The sequence below is a fragment of the Flavobacterium oncorhynchi genome (genome assembly GCF_002217355.1).
In the GTDB taxonomy this organism is placed as follows: Bacteria; Bacteroidota; Bacteroidia; order Flavobacteriales; family Flavobacteriaceae; genus Flavobacterium; species Flavobacterium oncorhynchi.
Window position 1 is genome coordinate 231,930 of sequence record NZ_MUHA01000007.1, and the last position, 22,682, is coordinate 254,611.

The window sequence follows — 22,682 nt, forward strand, 5'->3', positions numbered from 1 at the left end:
TAAATAAGATTTTTTATTATCCGTTTATTTTAAGTTTCATTCCGGGTTTAATGTCTTCATCTTTAATACCATTCCATTTTTTAATATCCGAGATTGTTACTCCTGGATATTTTTTAGAAATACTGTACAAAGAATCTCCTTTTTTTACGTAATAATCTTCACCCAAACTTTTTGCAGATGGTGCTTTTTTCTTGAAAGAATCAACAGAATTAAGTGCTATTGCAGTTGATGCCGGTTCTTCTATTTCAGAAACTGTTTTAGAAACTATTAATGTTTTTCCTAAAGCAATTGTATTTGAATTCAGATTATTTAGTTCTTTTAAGTCCGCAATAGTCGTACCGAATTTTTTAGCAATGTTTCCTAAATTATCTCCAGCTGCAACGGTGTACTCTTGAGTTTGTACAGCATTTTTATCTTTGTCGTCAGCAGCAGCAATAGCTTCTTCTGAATTTCTTTCGATAATTGCCGGAGTTTTAGGCTCTTTTATATTTTTAGAAACTGTTTCTGCTTCTGATTTAATTTTTAATGTTCTTCCAAATGCAACTGCATTCGATTTAAGGTTATTCCATTTTTTTAGATCAGAAATATTTACGTTGTACTTATCTGCGATTGCTCCTAAGTTGTCTCCTTTTCTAACTTTATAAAACTGAATATCTTTTGATGCTGCTGCGGCTTCTCGAGTTACCGCTGGTTTTACTTTTGGCGCCACTTTCATTGCTAGTTGTGTCGACATTGTTTTAAATCCAGATTGGTATTTAACGTAGGCGTATATTTTATCTTCGTTTGAAACGAAAGTGGCAATTTTATCCTTTGGTAAACGAAGAAAATGCTGATCTCCTTGATAATAAGGCACTACATTTAATTTATAAGAAGGATTTAAGAGCTGAATCTGCGATTGCGGCATATCTAGTAAATCGGCAATCTGCTTGAAAGACATTTGATTTTTTATTGCAATCGTATCTGTTTCAAAATTTTTAACGACTGCTCTTTCTGGATTAATTCCGTGCTCTTTATGGTATTCGAAAAGGTACATTGTAGCGTAAAATGCTGGAACGTATCCTTGAGTTTCTCTTGGAAGATGGTTACGAATATCCCAATAGTTTGTTTTACCGCCAGAACGACGAATTGCTTTTGTTACGTTTCCTGGTCCTGAGTTGTATGAAGCTAAAACTAGTTCCCAATCGTTAAAAACGTTAAACATTCTGGTCATGTAATCTGAAGCTGCGGCTGTAGCTTTAAGAGCATCGCTTCGTTCATCAACATAAGAATCGATTTTTAAAGCGTATTGTTTTCCGGTTCCATACATAAACTGCCAAAGTCCGGTAGCGCCCATTTTAGAAACTGCTTTAGGGTTTAAAGCAGATTCTACAACGGCTAAATATTTAATTTCCAAAGGAATTTTTTCTTTGGCAAACGTTTCCTCAAAAATTGGAAAGTAATATTCAGATAAAGCCATTAATCGAGAAAACGATTTTTTACGGTTCTTAAGAAATGACTTTATTATATTTTCTAAACCTTGATTGTATTGAATATCAAATGGTGATTTTTCATTCATTGCGTGCAGACGCTGTTTTAGAAGTTCTGTTGGCAGTTCTTCATCTACTGTAACATCTGAATTAATGGTTTGAATATCTTTTGTTAAATCGTCATAAATATCTAGACTTACTAACTCATTCATCCAAAGACTGTCAACACGAGTTGCCATGTCATCTTTTTTGAAAGTGCTTTTTATTGAATCTAAATATGATAACTTAACAACTGGCTTAAGTTCTAATTCGGTTTTTGCAGTTTCCTGCGCAAACATCGACATCGAAAAAAGGACAGATACCGCTAGTGAGATTTTTTTTACAATCATATAACATCTTTTTTAAACCCTTATAATTCAAATAATTATAAGACCTCGTTTTTGCAAAAATAAATGGTTTAACGAAGAAAACTATGCAAAAAAATGTTAAATGTGATATTTTAGTCTAAAATCGCAGCGATTCCAGGTAAAGTTCTTCCCTCTAACATTTCAAGCATTGCCCCGCCACCAGTAGAAACATAGCTCATTTTGTCTTCAAAACCGAATTGTTTTACGGCTGCAACTGAATCACCGCCTCCAACTAATGAAAATGCTCCATTTTGTGTTGCTTCGGCAATATAATCACCTAAAGCTATAGTTCCTTTAGAGAATGTTTCCATCTCGAAAACACCTAATGGACCGTTCCATAGGATTGTTTTTGACTCTAAAATCACTTTTTTAAAGTTTTCTAAAGATTTTGGTCCTGCATCAAGTCCTTGCCATCCGTCAGGAATTGCTGTTACATCTACAATTTGTGTATTTGCTGTGTTTGAAAAATCATCAGCAGCAACTACATCAACTGGAATGTGAACTTGTACATTTTTCTCTTTTGCTAATCTTAAAATTTCAAGTGCTAAATCTAGTTTGTCATCTTCACAGATTGACTCACCAATTTTACCGCCTTGTGCTTTAACGAAAGTAAAAGTCATTCCACCACCAATAATCATGTGATCTACTTTGTCAAGGATATTTTCGATAACGGTAATTTTAGAAGAAACTTTTGAACCTCCTAAAACTGCTGTTACTGGTTTTTCGCTGTTTTTAAGTACTTTGTTTAAGCTTTCTATTTCTTTTGCCAATAATGTTCCAAAACATTTTTCGTTAGGAAAAAACTGTGCAATAATTGTTGTTGATGCGTGAGCTCTATGTGCTGTACCAAATGCATCATTTACATAAATATCTCCAAGAGATGCTAATTCTTTTGCGAAAGCAACGTCTCCAGCTTCTTCTTCAGCATGAAAACGTAAATTTTCAAGCAATAAAACTTCTCCTGGTTTTAAATTTTTAGCTGCTGTTTGTGCTGGTTCTCCAATACAGTTTTCAGCAAACTTAACCTCAACTCCTAAAATTTGAGAAGCTGTTTTTAAAATATGTTTTAACGAATATTTTTCTTCTGCTCCTTTTGGTCTTCCTAAGTGCGACATTAAAATTACGCTTCCTCCTTGTGCTAAAATAGCATCAATTGTTGGTTTTGCTGCATCAATACGTGTCGTATCAGTTACATTAAAATTCTCGTCTAACGGCACATTAAAATCAACACGGATAATTGCCTTTTTATTTTTAAAATCGAAATCGCTTAAAGTTTTCATTTGATAATTTTTTAGTTTTTTTGAAAGAAAAACAAATATAGAACTTTTACAGTTGTCTTAAATTCGAAAAAAACAAAAATAACTGTTGATTAACAACGAAAACGATGTAAATTATGAAATAAAACAAAAAATGTTTTATTCTATAAAATTTTTACTGCGGTTCTTATTAATCGTGTACTGGACTTTGTGTACAAGGACAGTTACTGATTGATGAGAAGAAATCAAAACCAATTGTAATTGAATGCGTTCCGGTATTGTAACTTCCTAAATCATTGAACATTACTTGATAGGAGTATCCAAAATAGAATTTTGATTTCATGAAACCTACCATTGGTCCTACTGAAAGTGGTTTTGGAAATTGATCGTTTAAGAAACGGTATGAAACTCCAATCCAATAATAATCTTCGTAACGGTTATAACGTCTGTACTTAAAGTTGAAATCGGTTGTTGAACGCTTATCGCTTGCAAAATACTGATAGTAAATTGATGGTTCGTATTCTATACGTCTATTTTCGCCGTCATTAAATACAAAGCCTGTATATACTTGATAGTTTGAAAGTAAACTAGGTTCTACACCACGATATTTATCTGTGTTCTTTTTTAAGACGTTATTGGCATTAAAACTTACATAAAATCCTTTGTTACGATATAGCGCACTAATATCGAAGTTGCTATTTGTTGTATAACGGTTATCTGTAACGGCTGGATCCAAAATTGGATGTTCTATTGTATTGTTAAATTCATCAATATCAATTCTAAATGTATTGAAGTTGTATGAAAGTCCAAAAGACAAATATTGTTTGGAATAATAATCAAGAATCAAATGGTGTGCAAATGAAACTTTTGCTCCTGTTTGTCTGGTATATCCATTTTTATCATTGTAAACATTTAAACCAACTCCTGAACGGTCTAGAATTCTAAAATCGGCATACAGCGATTGATTATCGGGTGCATCTTTAATCCCAACCCATTGTGTAAGGCCGTTGGCACGAATTCTAAGATTATCACCAATTCCTGCAAATGCTGGTGAAATTACAAAAGGGTTATCTGCCAAATACTGGGTAAATACTGGTAGGTTTAACTCTTGGCTGTAACTTGTTGTTACAGCCATGAGTACTAAGGATAAAATAAACTTTTTCATTGTAATAATTTTTTTAGACAACATCATAGGGGCATTTATTTTGTTATCTGTATAAAGTGAAATGTCCAACAAACTCTCTTGCATCATTCTCGTCATTTAGTTTAAGAACATACCAGTAATCACCTGATGGTAATTCAGCACCGTTGTATCTACCATCCCATTTTTGACCATAGTGATATTTAGCAATTATACGACCGTATCTGTCAAATATTGAGAACTCCAGTTTGTCATAGATATTAGTACATCCTGGTCCCCAAGTGTCGTAAACGCCGTCTCCGTTTGGTGTAAAGTAATTATCAAGACAAACATCAATATACTTAATGTAGTAATCTTGAGAAACTGTACAGCCGTTTTTATCTCTTACGGTTATGGTATAAGTACCTGTTTTGTAAATTTTGAAATCATTTTTAGTGCTAAAGTTTACTCCATCGATACTGTATTCGTAATCACCTCCACCACCGGTAGCAGTTGCTTTAATAATGTTCCATACTCCTTTGTCTTCGGCTAATGTTAATGCTAAAGGTTCGTATGAAACGATATCAAAACTTGCTGTTGGTACTTCACATCCGTTTGTATGTCTAGCCACAATAAAGTGTCTTCCTGGCGTTATGTTCATAAAGACATTACTTGGCTGATAAGTTCCTGTTCCGTCAAGTGAGTAATCAACATCGGCAATATCATTGCTGTCATCAATTTTTACTACTACCATGTTAGCTTGCGCATTGTCGACACAGTGGTAAGATACTTCGGTAATTGGATCAAGAACAACTGGCAATGGCATATTGATTTCGACTTCAGAACTACATCCGCTGCTATCAATAATATAAACTGTGTGTTTACCTCCAGTTAAACCAGTATAATCCCTGATATTTCCGTTCACTGGAAGGTACGGCCCTTTTTCATTATCAAGACTTTCTGTATAAGGTGCTGTACCTCCTTTAATCTCGATACTAAATGCACCATCTTTATCACCAGCACAAACTTCTGGAATCATAGAACCTGCAATTTCAGCAGCAATAAGTTGATCTGGCTCTTTTATCTCAACGTCTTTTAGGAATACATAACACTCATTTTCATCCTGAACTAAAATATCATAGAATCCAGGTTTTAAGTTTTCGAATACATTTTTATCGAAGAACTGTCTAAATTCAGGTTCAATAGCATATTTGTAAACTCCTACTCCGCCATTTGCATTTACTGTTATTTTACCGTTATTATAACCGTTACAAGTTACACCAGTAGGTACTGCTGTTGCTACAAGAGGCTCATTTGGTTGTGTAATTTCAATTGAAGTTGACCAAAATTCGCAATCAGAACTTGTTACTTTTACTTTGTAAACTCCAACAGATAAATTTGTAAATACTCCAGGTGTAAGCTGCGTTGGTACTGGAGTAATATCTACTCCGGCTGCATCTTGTAAGGTGTAAATATAATTTCCTAAACCTCCTTTTGCAATTACTTTAATAGATCCTGTTGCGCTTCCTTTACATTTAATATCAATCTCACTAGTATGCTCAAAATCTAAATTAGGAACTGGTGAGAACTCAGATGTATTAGATATATAGCTCTTACAATCATTAGAGTCTTTTACAAAATATTTGTATTGAACTTTTGCTGTTGTTACCGGCAATGTAATATCTACAAATGAATTAAATGATGCCGCAGAATATGTAATTCCGTCTGCGCTGTAATAATATGGCCCAGTTCCTCCAACTGCAGTAAGTCTAAGTACTGGCGCTTTTCGACAAGTCTCAGTAGTTACAATTTCTAATCTTGCTTTTACTAAATCTGGCTGATCAATAACTGCTTTGTTTGAATCATTTGTACAAGTCCAAGTATCATTTACTGTTACATAATATGTTCCTGCTTTAAGACCTGTAAACTTTCTTGCGCCTTGTGATTGTTCTACTGTCACAGAACCGTCTGTCAATACTCCATGAAGCGTAAAAGTATAATTACCTGAACCTCCTGTAACTAAATCTATTGTTACTACTCCGTCTTCATTATCAAAACAAGTCAGCTTTGGCGTAGCACTAATCTTCACATCAATTGGCTTAGGGTTATCTAATTTGGCGCTAACAGAGCTTTCGCAGCCTAAACCATCTTTTACATAAACGGTATAATCTCCAGCTGTTAACTTATCAAATACTGGTGAAGCGTTATATCTTTTAACAACCGATGTTCCTAATCTAAGTTCGTACAAATATTCACCCGGCCATCCACCTGTTGCTGATGCTACAATTACACCATCATTGTTACCAGCAACGCAAGTAATTTCAGATTGTGTTTTAGACGCAGTTAATGCAGCTGTTGGTCTATTAATTGTAAAATAGCTTGAAACGCTGCAAAAAGGAGTTCCTCTTAATGTTGCTGTAATCTTATATTCACCAGCTGACAAATTAGAAATTGTAAATGGTCCCGCGTTTGGTGTACTACCGCTTTTAACAGTTACTCCCGCTGCATCAGTAACGATATAATCAAATGGCCCAGCTTCGTCTGGATTAAGAGGAGTTGTGGTAATTACTCTATCAATAAAAGTAACATCTACACTTCCGTTATTGTCATTGAAACAAGTTAAGTTAACAACATTATCAATTTTAAGATTAAATGTATTTGGTTCGTTTACATAATGATATGTTTTAACCATACATCCTGTATCTAAATTTGTTACTGTAACTAGGTAATTTGCTACTGGTAAACCTATAAAAATACCGTCTGTATTTGTTTGTTTAGGATACAGGGTACCGCTTGTACCAGCTGCTGTATCAACATCTACTAAAGTATATTGTAGATTAGCAGGTGCTGTCGCTCCTACATAACTAACTGAAACTTTAATCTCTTGCGGGTTATTACATGTAATAGCTTTAGTAACACCAACCGTTATTGCATCTATAGCTATAAATGGTTTAACTTCTACAGTTGCTGGTGCTGTTCCCATACAACCTTTGCTATCGTAAACATTTACTGTATAGATCCCTCCGTTTAAGTCGTTCACTACATAAAATGGTTCTCCTCCTTTTTTAACCGGAATAGGATTTCCTGCTTTAATAAATTCAAATGTTTTATAATTACCTGAACCTCCTAAAATATTAGCAACGTTTACTGTGATTGTAGCAAAATTATTAACGTTACTACCTGAAGTACACATAAATGGTACAACATCAGGAACTGGAACACTAATAATATCAGGTGTTCCTACTGTTATATCTGCAAATTCAGAACAGCCTCTTCCTGAATATACTGTAATTCTGTAAGGACCTGCTGCTAAACCTGTAAAGATTGGACTATCTTGTTTTGTTATTCCTCCATCGATACTATACTTATAATCAGGATTATCATTAACTCCAGCTGATGGAGCTTCCAAAATTGCTGTTATTGTTCCATCTGTTGAATTAAAGCACGTAACTGCTGTTGGTTTTAAACTGAAACCTGTTATTAAAGTTGCATCTTCAATTTTTACATCTTCGATTTTAACGCAATTTGTCAATTTATCTCTTACGTAGAATTTATAATCTCCTGGTATTAATCCTTTAAATATATACTCTGCTGGAGTTGCAGGATCTTCAAAATATGCAATTCCATCCATACTAAATTCATAGCTTGGAGTAATTGTACCACCAGAAGCCTTTAAAGTAACTTCACCTGAAGATGTATTACATGTTGGCACTGTTGAAACCTTGGTGATTAGTTTTAATGGCTGTAAAATATTTACTTTAAACTCAACTGGGTTTGTACATCCATTTTTATCTTTTACAGTTACGATATATTCTCCTGCTTTATCTACAGTAAATGTACCTGTAGGCTGAAAACCGTTACCAATACTATACTCAGCACCGCCTGCAGTTGTCGCAGTTACAGTGAAAGTATAGGTTCCTGTAAGACTAGGGCAATTACTGAATGCATTTACTGAAAGTCCTGAAGGACTCACATCTTCTGCAATTGTAACATCTTGTTTAATAACACAGCCTTTGCTGTCTTTTACATAAACATCCCATTTAGTATTAACTGCTGGATCTAATACTTTAACGCTTTCTGGGCCATATGCTAGATCTGGAGAAGTACCATCTTCAACAAATGCGTAGGTATTACCACCACTTCCTCCTGAAATACTGGTTAAATCAATAGTAACTCTTGAGCCACCATTAAAACAATTTTTATTCTCATTTTTTACGCTAAAGCCACTTAATACTGGTGGTTCTGTAATTTCAACCTCATTTGAAACTGCTGGACAACTTGGGAAAGCTGTTTCTACAATCGAAACTGTATAATTTTTACCTGCGTAAACTTTTTCAGGAATTACAAAAGAAGTTGATGCGCTGCTGTTTCCTACTCCTGTTACTGGTGGAGTTAACGGAAGTCCTCCTTGTAAAATCTCATACGTATAAGGTCCTGCGTAATCTGTAATATTAATCTGGATTTGTCCAGTCATATTTGTATTACAATCTACATTTGTAAAGACACTAGCGGTCACTTTGATTTTATCGAAAACCGGAACTTCTACAGCGTTAGACATAATGCTGCAAGTAGTATTGTTATCGAAAATTTCAAATTCATAAAAATGACCTGCTGTTTTAGCAGCATAAACAAATGTATTACCTGTTACTGGAATTAATCCTGGAATTAGAACACCATCTCTATATACCTGATAAGTAAACGCTGCTGGAGTATTTGTACCTCCTGTAATAGTTACCTCAATGTCTTGCTGATCGTTAAGACAGTCCATTGGCGGATTTATTACAACTGCGACAGCTTTTTGTAATATAGGGAATGGGGCAATTATTACCTCTTCGCTATAGATACATCCATTAGTATCTTTGACATAATACTTAACAGTTTGAGTTAATTGATTATCAACAACTTTAAATATGTTGTCATCTCCCCAGGTTGTTCCATTGTTACTATACTTATAGTTTGTAATTATACCGCCTCCTTGTCCGCCAGAAGGAATGATTTCAATTTCTTTGTCTTTTAAATCATCTCCATTACATTCAAATTTTGATTGTTTGAATGTAGCGCTAACTGGCGTTGGCGGAATAAGTGTGGTATTATCTGTAAACTCACAATCTCTATCAGATTTAACAGTTACACTATACGTACCAGCTATTAAACCAGTAAATAGTGGAGTATCTTGAACAACTGGAATACCACCCGCTGGGATAGTTCTGATAAGGGTAAACTTATACGGTTGATTGTCATTAGATGCCGCCAATACAACTTCTACAGTACCATTGGCATCATTACCTTGTCCAGGTGTACAATATGGCGGTGTATTCTTTAAAGTAAACGTAACATCTGTTGGAATTAATAGATCAACAACTGTCGATTTACTACAAGTTGTACCTAAATCTTCAACCGTAATTGTATAATTTCCTGCTGCCTGATTCAAGAATATTGGATCATTTAATTGTACAACATCTGGAGTACTAACTGTATTGTTTACTAAAGTGTATTTAAAATTACTTGATATAGTACCTCCAGTTACCTCTGCAGTAATTGTTCCATTTGCAAGTTTACAAGCTGGTAATTTGGTAAAATCAGCATTGATGTTCAATGGTGCCACTATTTCAATACCTGACACCTTATTGCCACAACCATTGGCATCTTTAATTTCAACACTATGTATCCCAGAAGATAAGTTCGAAATTGTAAATGCTGCTGCAGGAATTGGTTTAAATGCACCTCCATCTAAACTATATTGATGTTGTCCAATTCCTACGGTAGTAAAGTTTACATTAATACTGAATCCAGCCTCTGTTGCAGTACATTGATTTCCTACTACTGCTGTAATTTCAGGCTCAGGATCAAGTAAAACATTAACTTCTTTAAATTCAATACAACCATAAGCATCCCTAACATACACTATATAATGACCATTATCCTTATTAAATGTGTTGCTTGTGTGTAAAGCAAGCTCAAAAGATGCTGCCGTTGGTTTAGTATCACTTGCTGCATCATAACCAACAGGTCCTAAATCATCAAAAATTTGATATAAATATGGTACTGCAATGATACCGTTTGCTGGATCTGCATCAATAGTTGTTCCTCCTTTTCCAAAAGCTTCAATTACTCCTTTCGCGGCTTTACAATTATCATTCTTAGGTAAATTTACTGTTAAAGTTAAAGGTGTAAGTGATTGTGAAATTGTAAACGTTTTAGATGAATTTATACATACATCTACGCCGCCAACATTATCAAACTCTGTAAATAAAATATAGTACGTTCCTGGAATTAATAAAGCAGGGATATCGTAACCAGTTGCAGCTGTTGCTTTTGTAACCATTCCAGAAACTGGAGTTGGAAGCGGCTTGTTTGTTTGAGAATTAAATATTTCATATTTAACATCTGTGGTTGCTGGATTAAATCCAGAAAGTGTGAACGAAACTTTACCATCCTTCGCGTCCATACAAGTAACATTACTTGCTTTAACATCAGGAATTAAAGTAGATGCTGATTCAGTTGGAACTTCAGCTTGTTTAAAATAATAACAATTTGTTGCTAAGTCATAAACAATAAATGAATAGACAACACCAGGATTTAATCCTGTAAAAAGTGATTGTAAATATTTAGGATCTGTTTTATCTACTGTTTCAAGAGCATCTTGATATGATCCCAAATTGCTGGCATACTCGTATGGAGGAGTTGAACCAGATAAAATAGGGTAAAGTGCAAAATGATATGGTCCTCCTACTACAGCTGGCTTTACAGACACTAATAATTCTGCAGTAGTACATGATTTTGTTCCTGTAATCTTTATATCCATCTCCTCTGGTGGAGAAGCCATAGGGATTACTTTTGTAACAGAGCAATCATTAGCATCTGTAACTGTCAATTCATAAATACCAAAATTTAAAACATTAAATGTGTAATCACCTCTAGCATCAGATATATTATGTGGAGCTGTTTGTGTTGGCTGCCCAACATTGTTTGTCAACGTATAGGTGAATGGTCCATCAAGAACTACAGGTGGTCCAGGATTAGCAACGTTTGATCCTCCAATTAAATCTTTTACTGAAATTGATCCATAAGAGAACCCTGCACCATCACATTTCATGTATTCTACACCAACTGTGTACTCAATTTTAAGAGGTTCTTTAATTTTTGCTGGTAAAGTACCTGTACATCCGTTATCATCAGTAATCGTTATGGTATAATCACCCGCTGGAAGACCGGTTGTTTGAGTACCGAAATCAAAACTAACGGGGCTGGTTTGTTTTACATTGATTGTATAAGGTCCCTTGCCTTTGGCTGTATTAATAACTACATCAATAGATCCTGTTTTGTCTCCATGACAATAAATAATACTCCCTTGTTCGGCTGATGTTATCTCCGGATCCGTTTTAGGCTCAACTATTACTGTTGAAGAGGTTGTACATCCTTTTGCATCACTAAATTTAAACAAGTAAGTTGTTTGTGTTGTCGCCGTTGTAGCAATGTTATTTGTATAAGTAAAAGTATTACCTGTAAAAGTATACACTGTAGGATCTAAAGTTTCATCTCCGTTAATTTCTACTGTATAAGAATAATCTTGAGTTCCTCCTAAAACTTCACCATCGATTCTAATACTTGGTACTTTACATGTAGGAGCGTCTATTAAATTTGTACTAGCTGTTAACTCTGTCGAAACAGTTTGTTCTGCTAGGTCGATATAACATCCTGTTGACGTATCTGTAACTCTAATAGTGTATTTGCCAGGCTTTAGTCCTGAAAAAGTTCCATGGTTTTGAGTAGCTTTTCCAATAATATTATACACATAATTGGTCTGTGTATTTGGAGTTACTTTTATTGTAGCTCCAGCTGCAGTATAACATAAGATTGATGTTGCATCAATACTTGCAACTACTGCTGTTTTACCAGCAATCGTAAAGTCTTGAGTAACCTCACACCCGTTTGCATCTTTAACCACAACTTTGTAATCGCCATCTGCTAAATCCTCAAAAGTATTGCTTGTTTTTACAATTGGAGTACTTGGGGCTGCAACGGGAGTTACTGTATATTCATAATCGCCCCATCCGCCTACTACATTAATAATGGCTTTTCCATTTTCTTTACAAGTAACTGGCGAAAGAGTTGGAAGATTAATTTCAAATTTTGTCGATGGCGCTTTAACAGTTTCTTTTTTTGAAACCTCGCAATCTGTTTTTCCGTTTTTAACAATAATCTCATGTTCTCCTGCTGCCAATCCAGAAACTAAAATTTCAAATGAACTGCCTGTTGCAGGTGTAAATAATCCCGTTTGAGCTGTTCCGCCATCAACAGTATAAGAATATGGTGTGTTATTACCAAACCCAGAAATAGTATATTTTATAGATCCATTTGCATCATCAAGACATTTTACATTGCTGTCAACATTGCTGCTGATACCTAATAACGGTAATTTATCAATAGTATATAATACTTCTTTTGTACAATCATTTTCGTCTTTTACTTCAAAAGTATAATTTCCAGGTGCTAAACCTGTAAATTTCGGATCTGATTGATATAATGTCTGTGCAGTAAGCGGCAATGAAATACGGTATTGGAATGTCGCCATTGTACCTTTACCTCCAGTCACACTTTCGATAGTTACATCAACTGTATTTGACGGACATTTTAATGCGGTGTTAGAGAATGTCATATCAGTAGGCGGTGTCAAAGCAACTATAGTTCCAGCAGGAACTGTAAGAGGACATCCTTTTCCATCTGTAATATCAACATTATAAGTTCCTGGAATATCTAAATTTTCAAATAAACCTGTATCATTTGATGCTATAACTGTTGTACCATTTTTTAATACAAATGTAAAAGATCCGTTTCCACCAGTTGCAGAAGCAGAAATTGTTGCCTTATGTGCACAAGTATATGGAATTGATATTGAAGCAGAACCTCCTAAAGCATCCGGAGCTGAAATAGTAACTGTTTTTTGACCTGTACAGCCTTTGCTGTCTTTTACATAAAACGTATGATCACCTTCTGATAAACCAAAGAAAATACCAGTATTATTTGTAAACGTTGTACCATCATCGCTGAATTTATATCCTCCAGAACCATTTTCTCCTGACAATACAACAGATCCATCACTTTTTGTTTTGCAAGAAACATTTGTTTTGCTAATCTCTTTAAGGCTAGGATTTGTGATTGGATCAATTTTAACTTTTAACGGTTTCGTACATCCGTTTTTATCTTTAACCTCAAATTCATAATCACCTGCGTTACTTGTTGTAAAAGTAAACGTTCGACCTGTAGCTAACGGCGAAGGCTGATCTAATGTTCCTGCTGGTCCTGATACTTTAGTTATTGTAAACGGAAGGTATCCTCCAGTTATAGTTCCCGTAATTACAGCATCTTTTGTCGTTGGCGAAGAACAGTCAAGTTCTTTAACTGAAGGGGTTACAACTAATTCTGGCTCAATTGTAATTGAAATCTCTGGAGATTTACATCCTGCCGCATCTATAACTATAATTTTATGAAGTCCAGGTTCAACATTTTTGAAAATATGAGATGTCTGAGCTGTATCATTATCTAAACTATAGCTAAATACACCTGTTCCGCCACTTGCTTTTACAACTAAAGTCGCTTTATTAACTTCATCATAACAATAATCTGTAGCAACATCCAACTCTACGTCTATAACTGGCGAGGCATCTACTTTTATAGGATCTCCTGCCGGACTGATACAACCGTTAATATCTTTTACAAATAGTTCATAATCTCCTGGTAATACATCTAAAAACTCTTCATTTTTCTGAAAAATTCTGTATACACCACCAGCTGCATATCTTAATTCATATTCATAAGCACCTGATCCACCTATGGCACTTGCCGTAATAGTAGCACCTACATCACATCTTGCAATTGTTTTTACAGAAGCATCTGCAACTATCACATCTGGTGCTTTAATAGTTGGCGAAGCTGTTACAACGCAACCTGATCCCGCTGGAGTACTATCGAATCGCATTCTTACGTCAAAAGTACCAGCATTAAATCCTCCAACAATTAATGGGGTTACTGTAGTTGTTACCCAATTTGCACCACCATCAATTGAATATTGATAACCATTTGCAGTATCAAAATTAGATGCTGTGATCGTTATTTCACCATCAGCGGCGCCTGTAGCACATGACACATCTTTAGTAGCTGTGGCAGTGGCAGTAAAAGCTTTACCTGTTGGTACATTAAAAGGAATTTCTACAATCGTTTTACATGATTTTGGCAATTGATATACCAAAATATCATCAAGCGCTAAATCGTTACCATCTTCTCTATCACTATTTGATCTAATAACAAAATCTAGAGCAGTATTAGGACCCGGATTAATTGATAATTTATCTAAAAAGTTCCAACTTTCATTTTGAAGAATATCTGCTGTATTTACAGATGCTCCTGGAACTACGACTCCATTTTTATGTAATTCAACTGTTAGGTTTGGTTTTACTTTTTGATTTGCTTTAAGCAGCAAATTCAAAGCATAAAATTCAACTTTAATATCCTGACCAGGAATAATGTCAACAATTGGCTTTGTATATATAATACCACCTGCACCAGCTGTTTTTCCAATGTTTACTGCTAAGTATCTTCCTTCGGTATTAGCTCCACCACTGGTGTGATCTACAGGAATTGTCCATCCAAAATCAGCAGTATGATCAGGAAGTATTTTTTTTGTAACTACATATTCTCCATCGTTTAAAAGATAATCATGCCATAAACCTGCACCACAATCAGTAATGTAGTCTTGCTTTTCCCAACAATAATTACCGTTTATACCAGCTATTTTTGCATCAGCTCCGCTGCCAAAATCTTCCTTCAATAAATTACTGTAAGTAGGCACACTAACTAATTTATACTCAACACGTACCTTATGATCTCCTGTCGTTACATTTGGAAACACATTTGGAGGTACATTTGTATTTGGAGTTGTACTATCGTCCAAATAATAATTATATTCAAAACTAGCATTATCTGGATTATTTACAGTCACCGTAGTTGTTGCCGTACCATCACAATTAAAAGATAATGGAGCTTTAATTTCTATAATTGGAGCCACTGGAGGTAAATCTATTTTAACATCCTTCATTGGATAAATACAACCATTCTTATCTTTTATGTAAACAGTGTATGTTCCTGGAAGTTTATAAGCCCAATTATCTGTAATCCATGTTTTTTGATCATCAAAACTATAAGTATAAGGCAACACTCCTCCTTGCGGATTTGTTATACGAATTACTCCTTCACCTGCAGGTCCACAGCCTGCTAATTCAGATACTCCAGCTGAAGCTGTTAAAGCTACATCTGGTCCTAAAATTGTAATTTCTCTAGGTAGATCAACACATTCTACACCATCATAAATATATTTAACTACTAAAGAGTGCTTTCCTGCTGCTAAATTTTTAATTGGTGAAATCGAACTGTATGCACCTCCATCTAAACTATATGATACCGCATAACCAGAATCTACTGGTGATACTCCAATAATAATTTCTCCAATATTTTCCCCATAACATTTAACATCAGTTGTTTTAATGTCAATTGTTGGTTTTGGTACCATTGTAACCGTTATTGGAAGTGTCATTACGGAACATCCTTTATCATCAACCACTTCAATTTTATAAATTCCATCGGCAGGCAAATTATCTACGGTCACTGGAATTTTAGGATTGGTAACATAATCAGCATTGCCATTTACATAATACATGTAATATGGCGGTGGTCCTGGTCTTGGAGTTCCTCCTTTAACTGTTACTTGAATTTCGCCATCACCACATGCAGAAAGTACTTTTGTAATTTTTGCCTCGGCAGTCAAACGATAATCAAATACTATTATTTCTTTTGTTTGGAAACAGCCGTTTTTAGCTGTAGACATATCAACTTCATATTCTCCAGGTTCAACTCCTGTAAATTGTTTAAAGTTATCATCGATAAACCCTGTGTTTTGAATCTCTACTGTGCTTCCTTTTTTTCTAAGCACAAATTTATATTGACCAGGAACATTATTAATATTGGCATTTATTGTTCCTAAATCACCTGTACAAATTGGATGGGTTGCTTTAATATCTGTTGTTAATAAAAGTTCCTCAACATTTACGTCTACAAAAAATGGACAGCTTGAAATTTCTCCATTAATTAATACCGTTTGTCTAATTTGAACTTTATAACTTCCTTTTGGAACATCATTAAATATACTTGATGTTTGATAATCTATACCATCAAGACTATAAGAATATCCTGTGTTTTCAGGCGGATTTGTAACTGTAATACTTCCTTTTGTATTACAAATAATATCTTGTTTCTCGGCCTTAGGATCAAGTAAATTTTGGTATACATTAAAATAATGTATAACAACGCAGGTATTTCCATAATTAACAACAAGTCTATATACACCAGCTTTATTTACCGTAAAAATAGATCCTCGTCCTATTTCATTCCAATTAGTAGCGGCTTCATTAGGACAGCTGTCTGGTACTGTTTTATCTGGTATATCAGTGGTTTCCTGCCAAATAATACTTGTAGCTCCAGTAATTTTAGTATCGAGTTCTCTTGTATCATTTAGACCGCATAAAAATATTTTAGGAAAAGGTTTAAGATCTCGAACACAAACGAAAGGCTCATTTGTTGCAGGATCTATATTGTCTCCTTTGATTGGGTTTTTAATGGTTCCAGCTAGATAATCTGTCACATTAAAAGTTTGCTGAATAGGTTCACAATTTGCAGCTCCACTATTGTTAACCGTATATTTTCCCGGTTTATTAATAGTTACGGTTCTGTTGTTTCCTCCAAAAATAACTCCCTTTGGATCTCTCCACACATAAGTTGTGTACCCCAAAGCAGCTGTTAATGTTGTCGTACCGCAAAGTGATACGTCTCGGCTAAATAAACAATCCTGAATACCAACTAAAAAGTTTGTTGCTGTTGGTTCTCCAATATTACAAGCCGAAATTGAAGAATAACTTCCTTCTCCAAAACCATTTGGAGAAGTATTTTTTACACCGTAATATTTAGAATATGCTATGTTTTCAATTTTGTTAGCACAAGCATCAATCAATTCATTACAATCGTCTACAACTTTTACTCTAAATTTAATACTATATGGCGTAAGCGGTCCATTTGCAACAACCATTGCATCTGGTATTGTAAAAATAAGTTTTCTTGTTGTAGCGTCATAAGTAGCACCAATTCTAGAATCTTTTGTAATACTGCCAAGACCACCAAAAATTACATTTTTAGGAAGCTCATCCGTTATAGTAAAGTTCTTAGCGTCATCATTTCCTTCATTTCTAAAATTAATCTCGTATTGAATATCTTGATTTAATGTTACAGGCTTTCCATTAATATTCTTGTCATCTTTATCAAGTGCATTCTTTTTCAATACAATTTTTGGCGCAATAATTTCTACTGATAGTGCATTAAAAAACAGATAATAAGAATCTGAAGAAGTGCTTATTCTCAAATTCGCATCTGTTTCGTCATTTTGTATAATGGCGTTTTTATTATTATCAATTTTTATAACACCAGCATCATAACCTAATGTATTTATACTATTTGGAACACGCCCCGCTAGTATAACATCTCCGTCTGTTATAGTACTATTAAAAAAGTTTGGTGTTGGCGGTATCGCAGGTTTATAATTCCACCACGGACCAGAAGCAGGTACTCCAGGAGCAATTGGTCTAACAAGTGAAGAAATATTTCCATATTCAGCAGATTTTGCTCCTTTAATTTCAAGACCGTCACCTTTTAAACTAGCATCACCTTCTAAGGCACTAAACCCTAATTTAGCATTTACATCTCCAAAAAGATTCGTTCTAAAACCTGAAATAGGAAGGATTAATGGCGGGTCGCTTTTCTTAATAATACCAAAACCATTAAAACTTGTAATAAACCTGTTTGGAAGCAATGGATCTTTATAAACCACAAAAAGTGTCCAACCTCCGGAGTTACCGCCAGGAGTAATTTTTCCTTCAGAGCAAACTATATCACCAATGGTATAAACTCCTTCTTTTGCTGCTTTAACCTCGTCTGTAATTTCTTTAAAGCAAGCATATGGCTTGGATGCATAAACTTCATCAACACCTGGCCCTCCTTCATCATAAATAACAGTACCCGTAATTGGAGTATAAGTGCCATTTGGTACTTTAAGTTTTACTGTATTAATAATACTTCTATCCGTACCTTGGTAGGTTCCTGCCCAATAAAGAGCTGCATATTCAATTTCAAAACAGCCTTTACTAGCTGGAGGAATTGTTAATGTTGCAGAGCTTGAATTAAAGGTGCCCTGTTTATCAACATTAATGTATTTCATTTCGAAATTGTCATTTACCTTAGATGTATCATCAAAAGGATCATTTGCACGGTTTCCATCCTTATCTTCATGTCTATTTAAGATATTGTTTCCAATAACTAAAATATCGCCATTTAAGTTGTTTGCATACTCCGTTTTAAAATTTTTTCTTACCTGAGCATCTGAAGAAAAGCTCAACAAGAACAACATAACGGCAATTAATGCTTTAAAAATAGTAGGTTTTTTCATGGTCTTCATTTTGTTTTTGCTTTACGTTTATTTTTTAAGGGGCATTAAAAAATAAACTCCAGCTTTCTGAAACATTTTATTATCTGTGTCCTTCTCAAAACAAAAAGGACATATTTTCTCATTGTAATTATATTAATTTTCCACTTTTACGATAGCCATTTTCCCGTTGTATGGTTTAGATCCTTTAGCTTCTAATGCCTTAGTTGCTTCTGGTAATCCATCGAACTTATCGTAATAGATGTAATATTTACTTGTTGTAACGTTGTAAAAGAAATTAACATCTGTACGTCCAGCTGCTACCGCTTTTCTTAAGAATTCATCTCTTTTTTCAACGCTGTTGTGAACTGCAATAATTAAATAATAACCATTATCAGAATTTTTAATATTCTTAATAATCTGCATATTCGACTGGTCTTCTCCAAAATCAAAATCACTTGCCTTCAATGGTGTGCTGCTTAATTTTGTGGTCTCTTTGATACGTTTAAGAGCGGCAACGTCCTGTGCATATCTTCCTTGATCGTTTTCATATGCTGCACGTTTAATTCTACGTTTTTTCTCAATCTCCGTTTCAGTCTTAATACGCTCTAAATTCGAAAGCAGAACCGCACTGTCTTGCTCCATTTTTAACTGTGCTGCTTTTAACTCATTTATCTTATCTAAATAAGCTTTATTCAAAGCATCATTTTTATTTGGAACTTTTTTAAGTCTTTCGTTATACAAATTAGTCAGTTTTGCAATCTCTTCTTTTTGCATTCTGCTCGCATCTGCAAGTTGTCCTTTTAAGGCCTCTAATTGACTATTTTCTGCTGCAACACTTTTAAATGGTTTTGGCTCTTTATAAATACCTTTTTCACTTAAATCGTTTTCTTCTCTTAAATCATTCAAGTCTCTTTGTTTATTAGCTACTGTTGTATTAAACTGAGATAATAAATCTTTCTGTACTTTACTTGAATTTTCTAATGACTGTGTTAAGTTTTCAATAGCTTTAGCAGTATCGTCTTTTGGAGTTGCTGCTGCTTTTGCCACAGCTTCAGCAGCTAATCTTGCTTGAAGCGCTTCTGCATCAGCTTTCGCTTTAGCGTCTGCCAATAATTTAGCCTCACGTGCTTCTTCTGCTAATCTTAACTGTCTCGTTTCTTCTTCCGCTTTCATTTTTTCAGTCGCTTCCGCATCTGCTTTTGCTTTTGCATCTGCTAATAATTTAGCCTGAGCCGCCTCCATGTCTGCTTTTGCTTTTGCATCCGCAGCAAGTTTTGCTTGGCGGGCTTCTGCATCAGCTTTTGCTTTTTCTTGCGCTGCTTGTTTTACTCTAAGAGCTTCAGTATCTGCTTTCGCTTTTGCATCTGCGGCTAATTTTGCCTGAAGTGCTTCTGCATCAGCCTTAGCTTTTGCATCGGCTGCAAGTTTCGCCTGTAATGCTTCTGCATCCGCTTTAGCTTTTGCATCTGCCGCAAGTTTAGCTTGAAGTCCATCGGCTTTGGCTTTTTCTTCAGCCGCTTGTTTTGCTTTCAAAGCTTCAGCATCGGCTTTCGCTTTTGCTTCGGCAGCTAATTTGGCTAAGCGAGCTTCTTCAGCTCGTTGCAATTGTTTAGCTTCAGCGTCTGCCTTTGCTTTCGCAGTTGCTTCTGCATCTGCTTTAACTCTTGCATCAGCAATTAGTTTTGCTTGTAATGCCACCATATCGGCTTTTGCTTTTGCTTCTGCTGCCAATCTCGCTTGTTCCGCTTCTGCATCAGCCTTCACTTTAGCTTCAGCTGCCAATTTCGCTTGTAATGCTTCTGCATTGGCTTTTGCTTTAGCCTCAGCAGCCAGCTTAGCTTGAGCGTCTGCTTTTGCTTTGGCATCGGCTACTAATTTTGCTTGAAGTGCTTCAGCATCGGCTTTAGCTTTTGCTTCTGCGGCTAATTTTGCTTGCGCTTCGGCATCTGCTTTTGCTTTTGCATCTGCGGCCAATTTAATTTTTAAAGCTTCTGCATCTGCTTTCGCTTTTGCTTCGGCAGCTATTAATGCTTGTCTTGCTTCGGCATCTGCTTTTGCTTTTGCTTCCGCAGCTAATTTTTCTTTCAAGGCCGCATCTGCAGCTGCTTTCGCTTTTGCATCTGACGCTAGTTTCGCCTTATTTGCGGCATCAATTGAAGCTTTAGTTTTTGCTTCGGCAGCAGCTTTTGCTTTTGCTTCGGCAGCTAACTTAGCTTGCAATGCATCAGAATCTGCTTTTGCTTTTGCATCAGCAGCAAGTATCGATTGTAAATCTGCTTCTTCTGCTTTGGCTTTAGCTTCTGCTTTTCGTTTTGCTTCTGCTGCATCAGCTTTAGCCTTATCATCTGCTGCTAATTTTATTCTTAATGCTTCGGCATCTGCTTTGGTCTTGGCATCAGCCGCAAGTTTAACTTTAAGAGCCTCTGCATCTGCTTTTGCTTTATCAGCTGCTAACTGCGCTTGTGTTTTTTGTGGAGCTGCACTAGCTGCTGCAGGTTTATTTGCAATTGCTTGTGCTCTCGCTGCTGCTGCTGCATCAACTCTTGCCTTAGTATCTGCGGCTAGTTTAATTCTGCGTGCTTCAGCATCGGCTCTGGCTCTATCAGCGGCCAATTGTGTTTGTGTTTTTTGTGTTGTGGCAACTGCTCTATTTGCTGTTGCAGTTTGTGCTCTTGCACTGGCTGCGGCATCAGCTTTAGCCTTAGCATCGGCTGCTAATTTTATCTTAATAGCTTCAGCATCTGCTTTCGCTTTATTATCTGCTTCTAATTTTGCTTTTGCAGCTGCTTCGGCATCAGCCTTCACTTTTTCTGCAGCGGCAAGTCTTGCTTGTTTTGCTTCTGCATCAGCAACAGCTTTAGCTTCAGCTGCTAATCTAGCTGTTTCGGCACCACTCACCCTTGTAACTGGAGCACTTGTAGTTTTCTTTGCCATTACTGGTTTTGGTTTTGCAGGATCTATTAATGATCCTTCTTCATCTTCACCGTAATAGTAATTTTTACTTTTAAATTTATATGCAATTGCAAACTCATGAGAACCTCCCATATTGGTGAAATTTCCCATTCCTCTTTCGTAGTTATACTCGATAGAAATGCTAGGCGAAATATTAACGCCTAAACCAGCCGAAATTCCGTATAAAGTATTATATCCTGCCTGTGCCCAAAATCCTTGCGGAATTGCAAGCATAGCAAGTCCAGAAATAATCGTTTTATCTTTTTTAATCTCTGTTTTTACAAGTCCAGAAAATTTACTTCTGTCAAAAAAACCAAAACTATCCAAATAACCCGTGTACATTCCGTGCAGTTGTATCGCTCTTTCTGGATCATCCTTTACCATTCCTGAACCAAAATTGTAAAGCACTAAGTTGTTTATCGATAATCCGAAATCTAGAAAAGCAGTTCCGTAATTAATACCTGGATTAACAGTTAATAAAGTATTTGAAGGATACTCTCCGTTTAAAACTTCAATGTCGTCACTAATGATTTTACCTCTGTCTAATCCGCTTTTATAAACTCCTACATTCAAACCAAATGTTAAGTTACTGTCTTCTTGTAAAACGATGTTATGAGCAAAATTTCCGACTCCGCCAAAAACAGTCATTAAACCGTAATTTTGTTGAAATAAACCAAAAGCGAAAGCCTCGTTTTCTCTAAAACGACCTGAATAACCCGCCAAATAAGTTTGCGGCGCATTATCAAATTGTACCCATTGTCTTTTATTATAAAAACTTGCGTAAGCATTTGTTTCTCGAACAAAACTAAATGCAGGGTTAATTAAGTATCTGTTAAACTTTAAAGAATTTCTTATAGGCATTGAAAACGAAACAACTCCATTCTCATTTTGTTCTTGAGAATAGAGTGCATTTGAAAAACCGTAAAATAAAGTTATGAATAGTAAAATTTTCTTCAT

5 protein-coding genes are annotated in these 22,682 nt (G+C 35.4%); all 5 read right to left on the reverse strand.

The annotated features are described in order from the left end of the window. Positions 1-16 precede the first annotated feature (16 nt). The gene (locus tag B0A75_RS06515; RefSeq protein WP_089053490.1) at positions 17-1,855 is read right to left on the reverse strand and encodes a LysM peptidoglycan-binding domain-containing protein; all 1,839 of its coding nucleotides are present in this window, start codon (positions 1,853-1,855) and stop codon (positions 17-19) included. Between the two features lie 110 nt (positions 1,856-1,965). Then, on the reverse strand, positions 1,966-3,153 hold the full coding sequence (locus B0A75_RS06520; RefSeq protein WP_089053491.1) for a phosphoglycerate kinase: 1,188 nt from the start codon (positions 3,151-3,153) through the stop codon (positions 1,966-1,968). Positions 3,154-3,319: 166 nt separating this feature from the next. Next, positions 3,320-4,294 carry a PorP/SprF family type IX secretion system membrane protein gene (locus B0A75_RS06525; protein WP_244284352.1) on the reverse strand — a complete coding sequence of 325 codons (975 nt, stop codon included), beginning with the start codon at positions 4,292-4,294 and terminating at the stop codon, positions 3,320-3,322. Positions 4,295-4,337: 43 nt separating this feature from the next. Further along, entirely contained in the window at positions 4,338-18,794 is a 14,457-nt protein-coding gene (locus B0A75_RS06530) for a T9SS type B sorting domain-containing protein (protein ID WP_165765097.1), read from the reverse strand. A gap of 132 nt (positions 18,795-18,926) precedes the next feature. Further along, positions 18,927-22,682 (reverse strand): PorP/SprF family type IX secretion system membrane protein, encoded by a 3,756-nt coding sequence (locus B0A75_RS06535; RefSeq protein ID WP_089053493.1) that lies wholly within the window; start codon positions 22,680-22,682, stop codon positions 18,927-18,929.

Coding starts and splice junctions, on each gene's coding strand:
- B0A75_RS06515 (WP_089053490.1), bottom strand. CDS start 1,855: ATGATTGTAAAAAAAATCTCACTAGCGGTATCTGTCCTTTTTTCGATG.
- B0A75_RS06520 (WP_089053491.1), bottom strand. CDS start 3,153: ATGAAAACTTTAAGCGATTTCGATTTTAAAAATAAAAAGGCAATTATC.
- B0A75_RS06525 (WP_244284352.1), bottom strand. CDS start 4,294: ATGAAAAAGTTTATTTTATCCTTAGTACTCATGGCTGTAACAACAAGT.
- B0A75_RS06530 (WP_165765097.1), bottom strand. CDS start 18,794: ATGAAAAAACCTACTATTTTTAAAGCATTAATTGCCGTTATGTTGTTC.
- B0A75_RS06535 (WP_089053493.1), bottom strand. CDS start 22,682: ATGAAGAAAATTTTACTATTCATAACTTTATTTTACGGTTTTTCAAAT.